The 14,871-nt window shown below is 56.0% G+C and carries 19 protein-coding genes; 16 read left to right on the top strand and 3 right to left on the bottom strand.

Annotated features, from left to right (window positions below; all coding sequences use genetic code 11):
* The first annotated feature begins 10 nt into the window (after positions 1–10).
* From urtE to HED22_RS08755, 13 genes are all read left to right on the top strand, one after another.
* Positions 11–706: an urea ABC transporter ATP-binding subunit UrtE gene (gene urtE / locus HED22_RS08815; protein WP_167721215.1), complete on the top strand. Its 696-nt coding sequence runs from the start codon at positions 11–13 to the stop codon at positions 704–706.
* 191 nt (positions 707–897) lie between these two features.
* Positions 898–1,830, top strand: coding sequence for an urease accessory protein UreD (locus HED22_RS08810; protein ID WP_167721213.1), 933 nt, complete (start codon positions 898–900; stop codon positions 1,828–1,830).
* Between the two features lie 26 nt (positions 1,831–1,856).
* Positions 1,857–2,159, top strand: coding sequence for an urease subunit gamma (locus HED22_RS08805; protein ID WP_167721211.1), 303 nt, complete (start codon positions 1,857–1,859; stop codon positions 2,157–2,159).
* Positions 2,160–2,170: 11 nt separating this feature from the next.
* On the top strand, positions 2,171–2,476 hold the full coding sequence (locus tag HED22_RS08800) for an urease subunit beta (protein ID WP_062956783.1): 306 nt from the start codon (positions 2,171–2,173) through the stop codon (positions 2,474–2,476).
* 17 nt (positions 2,477–2,493) lie between these two features.
* On the top strand, positions 2,494–4,206 hold the full coding sequence (ureC, locus tag HED22_RS08795; RefSeq protein WP_167721209.1) for an urease subunit alpha: 1,713 nt from the start codon (positions 2,494–2,496) through the stop codon (positions 4,204–4,206).
* 18 nt (positions 4,207–4,224) lie between these two features.
* Positions 4,225–4,770: an urease accessory protein UreE gene (locus tag HED22_RS08790; RefSeq protein ID WP_167721207.1), complete on the top strand. Its 546-nt coding sequence runs from the start codon at positions 4,225–4,227 to the stop codon at positions 4,768–4,770.
* Positions 4,757–5,467, top strand: a complete 711-nt coding sequence (locus HED22_RS08785) for an urease accessory protein UreF (RefSeq protein WP_167721205.1) — start codon at positions 4,757–4,759, stop codon at positions 5,465–5,467. Before HED22_RS08790 ends, HED22_RS08785 begins: the two co-directional genes overlap by 14 nt.
* Positions 5,464–6,084, top strand: coding sequence for an urease accessory protein UreG (gene ureG / locus HED22_RS08780; RefSeq protein WP_008888415.1), 621 nt, complete (start codon positions 5,464–5,466; stop codon positions 6,082–6,084). Before HED22_RS08785 ends, ureG begins: the two co-directional genes overlap by 4 nt.
* A gap of 197 nt (positions 6,085–6,281) precedes the next feature.
* Positions 6,282–6,728, top strand: a complete 447-nt coding sequence (locus HED22_RS08775) for an SRPBCC family protein (protein WP_167721202.1) — start codon at positions 6,282–6,284, stop codon at positions 6,726–6,728.
* The gene (locus tag HED22_RS08770; protein ID WP_167721200.1) at positions 6,715–7,074 is read left to right on the top strand and encodes a helix-turn-helix transcriptional regulator; all 360 of its coding nucleotides are present in this window, start codon (positions 6,715–6,717) and stop codon (positions 7,072–7,074) included. The genes HED22_RS08775 and HED22_RS08770 overlap by 14 nt, the downstream gene beginning before the upstream one ends.
* A 197-nt stretch (positions 7,075–7,271) precedes the next feature.
* Positions 7,272–7,820, top strand: a complete 549-nt coding sequence (locus HED22_RS08765; protein ID WP_167721198.1) for a biotin transporter BioY — start codon at positions 7,272–7,274, stop codon at positions 7,818–7,820.
* Positions 7,821–7,904: 84 nt separating this feature from the next.
* A complete protein-coding gene (locus HED22_RS08760; protein ID WP_167721196.1) occupies positions 7,905–8,579 on the top strand; it encodes an energy-coupling factor ABC transporter ATP-binding protein in 675 nt (224 codons plus the stop codon).
* Entirely contained in the window at positions 8,576–9,172 is a 597-nt protein-coding gene (locus HED22_RS08755; protein WP_167721194.1) for an energy-coupling factor transporter transmembrane component T, read from the top strand. Before HED22_RS08760 ends, HED22_RS08755 begins: the two co-directional genes overlap by 4 nt.
* A 102-nt stretch (positions 9,173–9,274) precedes the next feature.
* Here HED22_RS08755 and fghA read toward each other — a convergent pair whose 3' ends face one another.
* Positions 9,275–10,129, bottom strand: a complete 855-nt coding sequence (gene fghA, locus HED22_RS08750; protein WP_167721192.1) for an S-formylglutathione hydrolase — start codon at positions 10,127–10,129, stop codon at positions 9,275–9,277.
* 77 nt (positions 10,130–10,206) lie between these two features.
* Positions 10,207–11,331 carry an S-(hydroxymethyl)glutathione dehydrogenase/class III alcohol dehydrogenase gene (locus HED22_RS08745; protein WP_167721190.1) on the bottom strand — a complete coding sequence of 375 codons (1,125 nt, stop codon included), beginning with the start codon at positions 11,329–11,331 and terminating at the stop codon, positions 10,207–10,209.
* Between the two features lie 121 nt (positions 11,332–11,452).
* Here HED22_RS08745 and HED22_RS08740 point away from each other — a divergent pair, with 121 nt between their 5' ends.
* From HED22_RS08740 to HED22_RS08730, 3 genes are all read left to right on the top strand, one after another.
* On the top strand, positions 11,453–12,328 hold the full coding sequence (locus tag HED22_RS08740; RefSeq protein WP_167721188.1) for a LysR substrate-binding domain-containing protein: 876 nt from the start codon (positions 11,453–11,455) through the stop codon (positions 12,326–12,328).
* Positions 12,329–12,455: 127 nt separating this feature from the next.
* On the top strand, positions 12,456–13,694 hold the full coding sequence (locus tag HED22_RS08735) for a family 16 glycosylhydrolase (protein ID WP_167721185.1): 1,239 nt from the start codon (positions 12,456–12,458) through the stop codon (positions 13,692–13,694).
* Positions 13,695–13,800: 106 nt separating this feature from the next.
* Positions 13,801–13,983 (top strand): DUF1508 domain-containing protein, encoded by a 183-nt coding sequence (locus HED22_RS08730; RefSeq protein WP_033070750.1) that lies wholly within the window; start codon positions 13,801–13,803, stop codon positions 13,981–13,983.
* 78 nt (positions 13,984–14,061) lie between these two features.
* Here HED22_RS08730 and HED22_RS08725 read toward each other — a convergent pair whose 3' ends face one another.
* On the bottom strand, positions 14,062–14,844 hold the full coding sequence (locus HED22_RS08725) for a 3-hydroxybutyrate dehydrogenase (RefSeq protein WP_167721183.1): 783 nt from the start codon (positions 14,842–14,844) through the stop codon (positions 14,062–14,064).
* Positions 14,845–14,871 lie beyond the last annotated feature (27 nt).

Here is a 14,871-nt window from a genome sequence, read left to right as displayed (position 1 = left end):
GGAAACTGTCATGCTTGATGTCAGCAATATTGATCTGTTTTACGGTGCGTCCCATGCGTTGCGTAAGGTGTCGCTAAATGCCGAAACCGGCAAGGTGACAGCGGTACTGGGCCGTAACGGGGTTGGCAAAACATCGCTGATGCGCGCTGTTGTCGGCCAACATCCGATTGCCGATGGCAACATCAAATGGGAAGGCAAGGATATCTCGCGCGATCCGTCTTATCGACGGTCGGCCAATGGTATCGCGATTGTCCCGCAGGGGCGTGAGATCTTCCCGCTTCTGACCGTGAAGGAAAACCTTGAAACCGGGTTTGCCGCGTTGCCACGTCCCCTGCGCCATATCCCGGATGAGATTTTCGAGCTGTTCCCGGTACTGCGCGACATGCTGGGCCGTCGCGGTGGGGATCTTTCAGGTGGGCAGCAGCAACAATTGGCCATCGGGCGCGCACTTGTGACACGTCCGCGTCTGCTGGTGCTCGATGAACCGACCGAGGGTATTCAGCCGTCGATCATCAAGGACATTCAGCGCGTCATCAAACAGCTGGCCGATCGCGGTGATATGGCGATCCTGCTGGTGGAGCAATACTTCGAATTTGCCCATGAACTGGCTGACGAGATTGTCGTGCTTGAACGTGGCGAGGTTGTTCTTTCAGGTGCCAAAGAGACTTTGGATCGCGAAAAAGTCCGCGCCTATCTGACTGTTTGATCAGCATTTGCCAAAATTTTGCGCAAATAGCGTGCTTTCAAACTGGCCAAAGACCGCCAAAATCGCTGCATCGGCAGGGTGTTGGTGGTTGGCCCGCATCTTGCTGTGTAGCCCCTTGGTATTCGGGTTAGCCATGTGAATGTGTTTGGCCCTAAGGTCCCGTAAGTGGTCCGCTTTAGTCAGGTGTCTTTGTGCAGCTTCGCAAACTTGAACCGACAACATCCGCAAATCCGAATGCGGAGATGGAAACGCCAGCAACGCCTGCCCGCATCATCACCGATGGCCGGGCCGAGGTGACGTTCCGTCAGGGCAGTGGTGCGGCGCATCAGGGCGGGCATGCGGCACTTGATCATCTTTATTACCGTGACCCGATGAAAATCCTGTTCCCGCGCCCGATGGCCGGGGACCTTACGACGGCTGTTCTGGTCACCACTTCGGGCGGCATGGTCGGTGGCGACAAGCTGGCCTTTGCCGGCAAGGTCGAGGCAGGCGCATCGGCACTGTTTACAGCCCAGGCGGCAGAAAAGATTTACCGGTCGGTCGGGCCGGATTGCGAAATGTCGGTTGATCTGGATGTGGCCGATGGCGGGTGGCTTGAATGGTTGCCCCATGAAAGCATCCTGTTTGATCAGGCGCGCCTGAAACGCAAAACAACCGTGCGCGCAGTTGGTACCGGCATGGTCATGGCCGGCGAGATGATGGTGTTTGGTCGCCTTGCGCGCGGCGAGGTTTTCAAGACCGGTCTGGCGCGTGATGCGTGGGATGTTTCGATTGACGGTCGCCCGATCTGGCGTGATGCGCTGCATCTTGAAGGCGATGTGTTGCGCATTCTTGATCACGAAGCGGCCTTTGACGGGGCACGCGCCAATGCGACCGCCATTCTGGTCGGGCAGGGCGCGGAAGAAAATCTTGAGGCAGCACGTGACTGTCTGACACAGGCAATAGACGGGTTGGAGGCGCAAGATGTTCTGTGTGCCGCGACCGCAATGAAGGGAATTGTGATTGCACGTTTCATGGCGCGTGATCCGATGAAATTGCGCCGGGTCTATGGCGCGTGGTGGAAAACATTCCGCCATCAAACAAGGGGGCTTCCCGCACGCTTGCCGCGTTTGTGGGAGATTTAATTGATGAAGCCAAGGAGTAGGCAGGCATGAATCTGACGCCACGCGAAAAGGACAAACTGCTGGTTTCGGTTGCCGCCATGGTGGCGCGCAATCGCCTTGCACGGGGGGTGAAGCTGAACCATCCTGAAGCGATCGCGATCATCACCGACTATGTCGTTGAAGGTGCGCGTGATGGTCGTTCTGTTGCTGATCTGATGCGCGACGGGGCGACCGTGATCACGCGCGATCAGGTGATGGATGGCATTGCCGAAATGATCCACGAAATCCAGGTCGAAGCGACCTTCCCGGACGGGACGAAGCTTGTGACCGTTCATGAACCCATTCGCTAAGGAGACAGGCCATGATTCCAGGTGAAATCATTACCAAGGAAGGCAGCCTCATCCTCAATGAGGGGCGTGAAACCAAAACCATCACCGTTGCCAATACCGGCGACCGTCCGGTGCAGGTCGGGTCGCACTATCATTTCTATGAAACCAATCCGGGTCTTGATTTTGACCGTGAAGCCGCACGTGGCTTTCGCCTTGATATCCCGGCCGGTACTGCGGTTCGTTTCGAACCGGGCCAGTCGCGCGACGTCAATCTGGTGAAATATGCCGGCACCGGCACGGTCTACGGCTTTAACGCCAAGATCAACGGCAAGCTTTAAGCGGGGGGATGGAATAAATGGCTTATGAAATTGATCGTCCGTCCTATGCGGCCATGTTTGGCCCGACCGTGGGCGACAAGGTACGACTGGCTGATACCGACCTGATCATCGAGGTCGAGAAAGACTTCACTACGCTCGGTGAAGAAGTCAAATTCGGCGGTGGCAAGGTGATCCGTGATGGCATGGGGCAATCCCAGACCACGCGCGCCAATGGTGCAGTCGATACCGTGATTACCAATGCGCTGATCCTTGATTACACCGGTATCATCAAGGCCGATATCGGCATTCGCGATGGCCGCATTGCCGGGATCGGCAAGGCCGGTAACCCGGATGTGCAGCCCGGTGTTGATATCATCATTGGTCCGGGGACCGAGGTGATCGCCGGTGAAGGCAATATCATCACCGCCGGTGGCATTGATGCCCACATTCACTGGATCTGCCCGCAGCAGGTTGAAGACGCGCTTTATTCCGGTGTGACCAGCATGCTGGGCGGCGGCACCGGCCCGGCAGCGGGCACGAACGCCACCACCTGTACGCCGGGTCCGTGGCACATTGCCCGCATGCTGCAGGCAGCAGACGGCATTCCGATGAATATCGGTTTCTTTGGCAAGGGCAATGCGACCCTGCCGGGATCGCTGATCGAGCAGGTCAAGGCAGGGGCATGTGGGCTTAAGCTTCATGAAGACTGGGGCACGACGCCAGCGTCGATTGATAATTGCCTGTCGGTGGCCGATGACCTTGATGTGCAGGTCATGATCCATACTGATACCTTGAATGAAAGCGGCTTTGTCGAACATACCCGTGCATCGTTCAAGGGACGCACCATTCACACCTTCCATACCGAGGGTGCCGGTGGTGGCCATGCGCCCGATATCATCAAGCTGTGTGGTGAAGCCAACGTCTTGCCAAGCTCGACCAATCCGACACGTCCGTTTACGGTCAACACGATTGACGAACATCTGGACATGCTGATGGTCTGCCATCACCTTGATCCGAAAATCCCCGAAGACGTTGCCTTTGCCGAAAGCCGTATCCGCCGTGAAACCATCGCGGCCGAGGATATACTGCATGATCTTGGCGCGTTTTCGATCATCTCCTCAGACAGTCAGGCCATGGGTCGTGTCGGTGAAGTCATCACCCGCACCTGGCAAACCGCCGACAAGATGAAAAAGCAGCGCGGGGCACTGCCCGAGGATGCCGGTGCGGGCAATGATAACTTCCGTGCCAAGCGTTATGTCGCGAAATACACCATCAACCCGGCGATTGCGCAGGGCATTGGCGCGCATGTCGGTTCCATCGAAGTTGGCAAGATCGCCGATCTTGTTGTCTGGAAACCGATGTTCTTTGGCACCAAACCCGACATGGTCATCAAGGCCGGCATGATTGCCGCAGCCGCGATGGGCGATCCGAACGCATCGATCCCGACCCCGCAGCCGGTTCACTATCGCCCGATGTTTGGCTCGTATGGCAATGCACTTGCAAAATCGAGCTTCTCGTTCGTATCGCAAGCGGGCATCGATGCGGGTATTGCTGCCGAATTCGGCCTGTCGAAAGGCCTTCTGGCGGTGTCGAATACGCGCAATATCGGCAAGAAGGACATGAAGCTAAATGATGCTTTGCCTGCGATGGAAGTTGATCCGGAAACCTATCAGGTGACCGCGGATGGAGAACTTCTGACCTGTCAGCCGGTTGATGTTGTGCCGATGGCGCAGCGTTACTTCCTGTTCTGATCGGTGGCAGACAAGTCCATGCGTCACGCTATTGAACATATCCCGGTTGACCGTGCCGACACATCCGAAGTGCGTGGCACGGTCACGCTGGCCTTTTCCGACCGGCATCGTCGCCGTATTCGCTTGCATGATGATGCGGGCGAGCCGTTCCTGCTGGATTTGCCGCATGCGGTGCGTCTGGCGGATGGGGATCGGTTGCGCCTTGCGGATGGCGGGGTGATCGTCGTCCGCGCGGCCGAAGAACCGGTTCTGACCATTACCGCGGCTGGTCCGATTGCGACCGCCAAGCTGGCCTGGCATATCGGCAACCGTCATACGCCCGTTCAGGTTTTGAATGACGGGCGTTTGCGCATCATTGATGACCATGTGATGCGCGACATGATCACCGGTCTTGGCGGTGTGGTCGAAAATGAAATCGCCCCGTTTGATCCGTTGAATGGCGCCTATCACGGGCTTGGTGGCGCGCATGGTCATAGTCATGGCCACGATCATTTCGAGCATGATGATCAAGCACATGACCACAAGCATTCCCATCATCACGGGCATACCCATGACCACGGATGATCTGACCCTTAATCCCACTGGCCTGATGCGGTTGATGACGTGGCTTAGCCCGTCATTTCCGGTGGGGGCCTATACCTATTCGCACGGCGTGGAATATGCCGTCGAGGACGGTCGGGTGACATCGGCCGATAGCCTGATCAACTGGGTCGAAGGGGTTCTGGAATTTGGTGCCGGGCGGATTGATGCGGTGCTGTTTTGTGCCGCGTGGCGGGCTGCGCGTGCCAGAGATGAAAACGCGCTGTTTGAGATCGGGGTTGAGGCCGATTGTTGGCGTGGCACATCGGAAATGGCGTTGGAAGCAACCGCACAAGGACGTGCCTTTGTCTCGACCACGGAAAAGGTCTGGGGCGCAGGCATGATCACCCGCTGGGCCAGTGCCATGCGCAAGGATGATCGCCTGCCATCCTATCCCGTCGCGGTCGGAATTGCTGCTGCCCAGTCTGATGTACCGCTGCGTGATGCGCTGACCGCCTATTTGCATGCGATGGCGGCAAACCTTGTGTCCAGTGCGGTGCGCCTGGTGCCGCTGGGTCAGACAGATGGTGTGCGGTCCCTGTCATCGCTTGATCAGGCGGTGACAGTTGCAGTCGATCACGCCATGAAAACCGACCTTGCCGATCTGGGTGCCGCGGCACCGATGGTCGACTGGACGTCGATGAAACACGAAACCCAATATACGAGGCTATTTAGATCATGAGCTCTCCCCTTCGTATCGGAATTGGTGGTCCGGTCGGGTCCGGTAAAACCGCCCTTTTGGAACGCCTGTGCAAGGCGATGCGCGATGAATTCAACATCGCCGCCATCACCAATGACATCTATACCCGCGAGGACGCCGAATTCATGACCCGATCAGGTGCGCTGGCGGCTGATCGCATTGCCGGGGTTGAAACCGGTGGCTGCCCGCATACGGCCATTCGTGAAGATGCCTCGATCAATCTGGCGGCGGTCGAAGATATGGCGGCCAAGCATGCCGGGCTTGAGGCGATCTTTATTGAATCGGGTGGCGATAACCTGTCTGCCACTTTCTCGCCGGAACTGGCCGACATCACGATTTATGTCATCGACGTTTCTGCCGGCGACAAAATCCCGCGTAAAGGCGGGCCGGGCATTACGCGTTCTGATCTGCTTGTGATCAACAAGACCGATCTGGCGCCGCTGGTGGGTGCTGATCTGGGTGTGATGGATCGCGATGCCAAGAAAATGCGCGGCGACCGGCCGTTCCTGTTCACCAACCTCAAGGCGATGGATGGCCTTGAAGACGTGAAAAACTTCATCATCGAGACAGGGGGGCTCCGCCAATCCGCAGCATCCTGATATGGGGATATACGGAAAGCTGCACGGGCTTTGCCAGCTTCATTGAGAGCGGCATTGACCCAAGGATGACGGGAGCACGCATCGCCCGGCTGGCAACAGTCGGGCGTTTGTGTTTTCAGGGCCAAACAAAAAATGCAACTTTTTAGTTGCATAAAAAATATCTTCTGGCAGTTTAAATGCAACCAGGAGGTTGCACTATGTCAAATACCATTGAGAAGTCGATTGAAATCAAGGCATCCCGTTCACGTGTCTGGCAGGCCCTGACAGATCATCAGGAGTTTGGCACATGGTTCGGGATTGATATCAAAGCCCCGTTTGTCGTTGGCGAGGTGTCCAGGGGCATGATGACCATCGAAGGTTTCACGCATGTGCCATGGAACTCGACGATCAAGGCCATGGAGGAACCGGGTTACTTTGCCTATACATGGCACCCCTATGCGGTGGACCCCGAAGTCGATTACAGTGGGGAACCTGAAACCCTTGTCGAATTCTGGCTTGAAGAAACATCCGGCACGACATCGGTAAAGGTGCGGGAAACCGGATTTGATAATCTACCACTCCATCGCATTGCTGATGCGCTGCGGGCCAATACACATGGCTGGGAACACCAGCTTGAAAACATCAAGAAACATGCAGAAACCTGAAAATAATTCGGACAATGGCAAACATGACAAGGATTTCTCCGTCATGTTTGCCGCTTTGGGCGATCCCACACGGCTGGCGATCTTTGATCGTCTGGCCGATGGCAAGCCGCGCTCGATCTCGGTGTTGTCTGATGATGCCGATATGACCCGGCAAGCGGTGACCAAGCATCTGCGTGTGCTGGAAGCCGCCGGATTGGTGCAGAACCACCGGGTCGGGCGTGAAAGCCAGTATGCCTTTTGCCCTGAACAGCTGGCCGAAGCGCGTGCCTATCTTGATCAGGTGGCGGGACGTTGGGAATCTGCCCTGATGCGGCTTAAGTCCTTTGTCGAAGAGGATCCTGCGTAAAGCTTTGAAATTCATTGGATATCGCGTTTGTCTAAGATGATCTGCGCGATATCCGGTGTCATTTTTCTTGGCGTCGATGACATTTGCGGGTATCCCATATCGCGTTGAGCCGGTCGGGCGGACCGGTTAACGAGAGGCAGTTCTGCGCAAGGGGTTGATTGCAGTTCTGCCTTATAACGGGAATGGGAAACCGTTACATGAAGACCAAAGATATTGTCTATATCGCCCTGTTTGCAGCCCTGACCGCCGTTCTTGGGCTGTTTCCGCCAATCACCCTTCCAGTTACCGGTGTGCCGGTCACCGCACAGTCGCTTGGCCCGATGTTGGCCGGGGCCATTCTGGGTGCCCGTCGTGGCGGGCTTTCGATTGTTCTCTTCCTTGTGCTGGTTGCTGTTGGCTTGCCGCTTTTGTCCGGCGGGCGCGGTGGCTTTGGCGTGATGATTGGTGTGACCGGCGGGTTCATGTTTGGCTGGGCCATTTCGGCCTTTGTCATCGGGCTTCTGATCGAGAAGTTCTGGAACCGCCTGAACGTTTTCAATGCCGCCCTGTCCATCGCCTTTGGCGGGATTGTGGTGCTCTATGCCATTGGCAATGCTTGGGTCGCGGTGGTGGCCGAGATCAGCTATTGGCAGGCCACCGTCGGTGCAGCACCGTTCCTGATCGGCGATGCGATCAAGGTCGTGATTGCGACTGTCGTGTGCCTTGCAGTCCGGCGTTCCTATCCCTTGATTTCCAAGGCGGGCTAACGTCTTATGGGCGCAAGCATGTTGGTGCTTGCGCCCGATTTGCGCTCATCCAACACTTCCCAGATAACCCCGGACAGCAGCTTTATGATCCGACTTGAAAATGTCTCTGTGCAGTTTGACCAGCGACGCGTCCTTGAGGACATCACACTTGAATTGACCGAAAAGCGGATCGGCATCGTCGGTGCGAATGGATCGGGCAAAAGCACCTTTGTCCGGTTGCTCAATGGCCTGCAAACTGCAAGCACCGGTCGGGTTCTGGTTGATGATCTCGATGCGGCAAAGGACGGCCGTAAAATTCGGCGTCATGTCGGGTTTGTGTTTCAGAACCCGGATAACCAGATCGTCTATCCGGTGGTCGAAGAAGACATTGCCTTTGGCCTCAAGCCGCTGAAGCTTTCGAAAGACGAAGTCAATCGACGCATTGACGAAGTGCTGGCGCGTTATGACCTTCAGGATTTCAAAACCCATCCAAGCCATTTGCTGAGCGGCGGGCAAAAGCAGTTGCTGGCGATTTCGGGCGTGTTGGTGATGGAGCCGCGCTATATCGTGTTTGACGAACCAACCACGCTTTTGGATTTGCGCAATCGCAACCGGGTGCAACGCGCGATTGCCGAACTGGATCAGACGGTGATCACGGTGTCGCACGATCTGGATTTGATCGCCGATTATGACCGGGTGCTGGCGTTTGACGGCGGCAAGGTCGTGCTGGATGGTCGGCCTGCTGAAGTTCTTCCGAAATATCGGGAGATGATGGCGTGATCGCGGGTCTTTATATCGACGGGCAATCTGCACTGCACCGGGCGCAAGCCGGGGCCAAGATCCTTGCCATGATCGCTCTTGGTACGGGGGTGTTCCTGATCCCCGATTGGCCGGTGGTGGCGTTTGTTCTGGCGACCGTTTTGTTGCTTTATCCGGTTTCGGGGTTTGGCCCACGCATTATCTGGGCGCAGATCAAACCGATCCTTTGGTTGCTGGTGATCTTCTTTGCCGTTCAGTTCTGGCTGAATGACTGGCAGGCGGGATTGCTGGTCGTCACCCGGATTGCGGCGATTGTGATGTTTGCGTCGCTTGTGACCCTGACCACCAAAACATCTGACCTGCTGGCATCGCTTGAACGCGCCATGCAGCCACTGCGCCCGATTGGCGTGAACCCGGAAAAGGTCAGTCTGGCGATTTCAATGGTGCTGCGCTTTATCCCGGTGATTTCAACCGTGGCATCCGAAATCCGCGATGCCCAGCGTGCGCGCGGTTTGGATCGATCCGTCGTTGCGATGGTGGTGCCGTTGATTATCAGAACGCTGAAGATGGCCGATGACGTCGCCGATGCGATTGATGCGCGCAGTTTCGACTAAGGCCTGGCGTCTTTCACCGAAGTCCCCCCAAAAAAAGCCCCGACACGCCGGGGGGATTGGGGGGTGGCGTGCCGGGGAAGTCGAAGATCTTGGTGCAATCAACTACAGGCCAAGATGCTTGGCATGGAAGCGGATATGATCTTCGATGAAGGTAGAGATGAAATAGTAGCTGTGGTCATAGCCATCCTGAATGCGGATGGTGACCGGATAGCCGGATGTCTTGGCTGCTGCTTCAAGCACTTCGGGTTTAAGCTGCTCGGCCAAAAAGCCATCGGCACCGCCCTGATCGACAAGGGCCGGGGTCTGAACATCGGGCGAGCTTGCCGCCTTCATCAGTTCCGAGCTGTCCCAGTCTTTCCAGGCTGATTTGTCATCCCCCAGATAATTGCCAAGCGCCTTCTGGCCCCACGGGCAATTGACCGGGTTGGAAATCGGGGCAAAGGCGGTGACGGACTTAAACACGCCCGGATTGCGAAGCGCAATCATCAGCGCCCCGTGACCGCCCATCGAATGACCGGAAATCACCGCATCATCATTGACCGGGAAGTGATCCTTGATGAGCGCTGGCAATTCCTTGGTCACGTAATCATACATGCGGTAATTGCGGGCCCATGGTTCCTGGGTGGCGTTGACGTAAAAGCCAGCCCCCTTGCCGAAGTCATAGGCTTCTTCCTCGTCATCAGGCACATGATCGCCGCGCGGGCTGGTGTCCGGGGCGACAATGGCGATGCCGAGTTCGGCCGCAATGCGGAATGCGCCCGCCTTCTGCATGAAGTTTTCATCCGTGCAGGTCAGGCCCGATAGCCAGTACATGACAGGGACCTTGGTGCCGTTGCTGGCTTGGGGCGGCAGAAAGATCGCAAAGCGCATGTCGCAGCCAAGCGTGGTCGACGGGTGGGTATATTGCTTTTGCCAGCCGCCAAAGACCTTGTTGCTTGAAGAATTCTCGATACCCATTTCGGGGCCTCCTTCTGATCGGCCACTGCCGGAATAAATCCGGCAGTGGCGTGATTATTCAAAGATTTATTTTATGATCAGTAATGGATAACCGAACGGATGCTTTCGCCTTCATGCATCAGATCGAATGCTTCGTTGATGCCTTCGAGCTTCATGGTGTGCGTGATGAAGTCCGAGAGTTTGAACTCGCCAGCAAGGTAGCGTTCAACATAATCCGGCAGCTGCGAGCGGCCTTTGACACCGCCAAATGCTGTACCGCGCCAGACGCGACCGGTAACCAGCTGGAACGGACGGGTGGAGATTTCCTGGCCGGCACCGGCAACACCGATGATGACCGACTCACCCCAACCCTTGTGGCAGCATTCAAGCGCGGAACGCATGACATTGACATTGCCGATGCATTCAAACGACCAGTCAACACCGCCATCGGTCAGCTCGACAATGACTTCCTGGATCGGTTTGTCATAGTCTTTCGGGTTGATGCAGTCCGTCGCGCCCAGTTTCTTGGCGAGATCGAATTTCTTTTCGTTCAGATCAATGGCAACGATGCGACCGGCACCGGCCATCTGTGCGCCGATGATGGCCGAAAGGCCGATGCCGCCAAGGCCAAAGACGGCCACGGAGTCACCCTTCTGCACCTTGGCCGCGTTAACCGTGGCCCCCATGCCGGTGGTGACCCCGCAACCAAGCAGGCAAACTTCTTCAAGCGGGGCGGATTTGTTGATCTTCGCCAGCGAGATTTCCGGCAACACCGTATATTCCGAGAAGGTCGAGCAACCCATATAGTGATAGATCGGCTTGCCATTCTGCGAGAAACGCGTGGTGCCGTCCGGCATCAGGCCCTTGCCTTGGGTTTCGCGGATTTTCTGACACAGGTTGGTTTTGCCCGATTTGCAGAATTTGCACTCGCCACATTCCGGGGTGTAAAGCGGGATCACGTGATCGCCAACCGAAACGCTGGTCACACCTTCGCCGATGGACTCAACGATACCGCCGCCTTCATGGCCAAGGATGGCCGGGAAGATGCCCTCGGGATCGTCGCCCGACAGGGTAAAGGCATCGGTGTGGCAAACGCCGGTTGCAACGATCTTGACGCGCACTTCGCCTGCTTTCGGCGGGGCGACCTGAACTTCTTCGATCGACAGCGGTTTGCCCGCTTCCCAGGCGATGGCGGCTTTGCAGGTAATGGTTTCGGCGCTCATGACGCTACTCCGATGTTTGGATATGTAATGACAACAGTCTATTTATTTCCCTTGATATGATAATCCGCTATTTTGGTAATTCACTTTTACGTATGTGTAATAATCAAGATGAGGTCGGGCGATGAATGCCTGGGACGGGATCAGCGAGTTTATCGCCGTCACGGAGCGGCAAAGCTTTACGGCGGCCGCCAAGCAGCTTGGTATTTCGGTCGCCCAGGTCAGCCGGCAGGTCACAGCGCTTGAAGAGAAGCTTGGCGTACAGCTTTTCTACCGCACGACGCGCAAGGTCAGCGTCACCGAGGCGGGGCAGATTTACTATCAGCATTGCCGACAATTGCTCGATGGGCTGGGCGAGGCGGAGCGCGCGATTGGCAACCTGACGGAACTGCCACGCGGCAAGCTGAAACTGACCGCGCCCACGACCTACGGCGAAACCGTGATTGCGCCACTGGTCAATGACTTCGTCACCCGCTATCCCGATCTGGAAGTGCAATGCCGCTTTACCAACCAGAAGCTTGATCTCGTGTTGGAAGGCTATGATATGGCGATCCGTTTGGGCCGTCTGGAGGGCACAGCCGGCAGCCTGATGACGCAACAGCTTTCAACCCGGCGCCTGTATGCCTGTGCAGCCCCCAGCTATATCGCCAAACGCGGGGAGCCCTATTCCCTGTCCGAACTGCACCACCATAACTGTCTGGTCGGGACACTCGATTACTGGCGGTTCGAAGAAGACGGCCGCGAACGCACCGTGCGCATCCATGGCTCCATCCACGCCAATAGCGGTCAGGCGCTTGTCGATGCGGCGCGCAAGGGCATCGGCATCGTGCAGCTGCCCGACTATTACGTCGATCCATGGATCGCCAGCGGCGATCTTGTGCCAGTTCTCACCAAATACCAGCCATCTGACGAAGGCATCTGGGCGATCTACCCGACCAATCGGCACCTCAGCCCCAAGATCCGCATGCTGGTCGAGCATTTGGGAAGGTATCTGGGGTAGGGTGCAGCCGATAAAAATTAACCAAATACGATAGTATTTTGCGTTGTATTTATCTCAAAAGGTGTAATCCTTGACGCAAGGCCGGTTGAGTTTCGTGTTCTGTGGAAGCTGTGTCAGGGGGATTTCCATGATAAATCGTCAGTGCGTTGTCGTTTCGGGAATATTGTTTTCTCTTTTTGCCATGACGGGGTGCCAGACATGGCAAACGGTGTACGAAGACGATTACAGTTACCCGGCCACAAAGCCTTTTAATGCAAAATTCAATACTTGGTTCTGGCGTGAGGATGCGACAGGCACCCATGTTTTCAATTACATCGACACGCCGGGGAATGCGGGGCCCGACAAGAAAGGGTGTTTTGCGGATGCGCCCTGCGTCAAGCTAACTGCGCCCGTGTACCTGCAATCAGGTGATGCAAAACCACCCTACATAAATGCGGAGATGTATAACAATTCATGCGCGCGGCAAGGGCCGGGGCATCCCGATAAGCAGCCTTATGATCGATTGCTTGACCCGGTAAATCCACTTTTGCAGTCGATAACGCTAATTCAACCGACCAAACTGCATGCCAATATCCAGAAATATTGTGACCTGCCCTATCCTTACCGCCCGATTGACGGTGTAGCGAAACAGGGCCCCTTTGCCGAGGACTCTTGGAACACAACAACAACGACCAATATCGCGCACAACTATCTGGCATTGATCGCAGATAAAGAGGCGCTGTGGAAATGGTATCGGGACATCGGCTTCAACAACATTTATTTGGCGGATGACGCGGTCTCAAGCCGGATTGTTGCAAATGTTCGTGCAGATGGCACGGGTGGTGGCAGCAGGGGGTGGGGCTATTGGAATACCACTATGAATCCACTGGTGATGCAATTCGCATGGTTTATGGAGATCACCACTGAGAAAAAACCGCCCAGCTCCGGATTTGACAACAACGTTTGGATGATGACTGTGCGCGGCGGTTCGAGCTTGGATTTTTGCCTGACGCCACTTAGTCCCGAAAAATACAGCATCTACGATTGGCATCAGTACAGTATCGAATGGACAAGCAAGTCCGTGCAGTATTTTGTCGATAATATGCTGGTGGCCGATCACCGGAAATACATTCCCGATATCGGGCTTGCGTTTCATAACTGGGTGGATAATCGCAACTACGGAAAATATGGGCCGCCAAATTATCCGCTGAAAACGCCCAAGAGCAATCTGATCAATCAATTTGCCGTCTATCAGCAGCAGGCAACCGGCCAACAAAACGTATCGCCGGTAGCCATCAACGGTACCACATGCGGCAGCGTTCCCTTTGATAAAGACATCAACGAAATCCAGGAGCTGATTAAAAAAATCATAGAAGCCTATGGCTAGAAGGGCTTTTGGCTCGGCCTGAGTATCTGGTCTTTCTCAATCACAAATGCTGATGAATTGCGTCATAAAAGGCCGCACAATTTTTCAGGATTTGATGAGGTTTGAAATGTCCGAATGCAGGGATTCCCTAGGTGATCTTTGGGAAGTTTATGAGGCCAAGGATGGCTGGCGCTGGCGGCGCACGGCCAAGAATGGCGAGATTGTTGGGGCTTCGACGCAAGGTTATTCGAAAAAGTCTGATTGCATTGCCAACGCCAAACGTCCGGCGTGTGATTGCGATCTGAGCTAGGTCGAGATCATCCGGCGCAAAGAAAAAGCCCCGCTGGCACAGGCCGCGGGGCTTTGTCGTTTGGAGGGTGCGTTTGCGTTACTGCGCGGTCCAGCCGCCATCGACCGAGAGGTGCGTGCCGGTCATTTGTGATGCGGCGTCCGAGCACAGGTAAAGTGCTGTCTGGCCGATTTGTTCGGGGGTGACGAACTGTTTGGACGGGTGTTTGTCCGACACCAGGCGAGTGGCGGATTCTTCAACGGAAATGTTGTTTTCTTTCGCGCGTGCCTCGATCTGGCGTTCGACCAGTTCGGTGCGCACCCAGCCCGGGCAGATGGCGTTTGCCGTGATGCCGGTTTCGGCGGTTTCAAGGGCGGTGACCTTGGTCAGGCCGACGACACCGTGCTTGGCGGCAACATAGGCGGCCTTTTGAACAGAGGCGACAAGGCCGTGGGCAGAGGCCGTGTTGATGATGCGGCCCCAGTTTTTCTTGCGCATATAAGGCACGGCAAGACGTGTGGTGTGGAAGACCGATGACAGGTTGATCGCAATCACCGCGTCCCACTTTTCCGGCGGGAAGTCTTCGACATTGGCGGTGTATTGAATGCCGGCATTGTTGATCAGGATGTCGACGCCGCCAAACTTGGCTTCGGCGTCCTTCATCATCGCTTCGATCTGATCGGGTTTGGACAGGTCGGCCCCGTTATAGTGCGCGGTTACGCCATAATCGGTTTCAAGACTTTTGCGGGTGGCCTCGATTTCGTCAGCATCGCCAAAGCCGTTGAGCATCACATCGGCACCAGCCCCTGCAAGGGCCTTGGCCATGGCAAGGCCGATCCCGCTGGTCGAGCCGGTCACGAGTGCGCGTTTACCTGTCAGCATGTTGTCTTCTCCCTGTGAAATGGGCTT

The organism is Thalassospira sp. HF15, from assembly GCF_011806525.1.
Classification (GTDB): Bacteria; Pseudomonadota; Alphaproteobacteria; order Rhodospirillales; family Thalassospiraceae; genus Thalassospira.
Note: the sequence above shows the minus strand (reverse complement) of the source record. Positions and strands in the feature narration are given on the sequence as shown.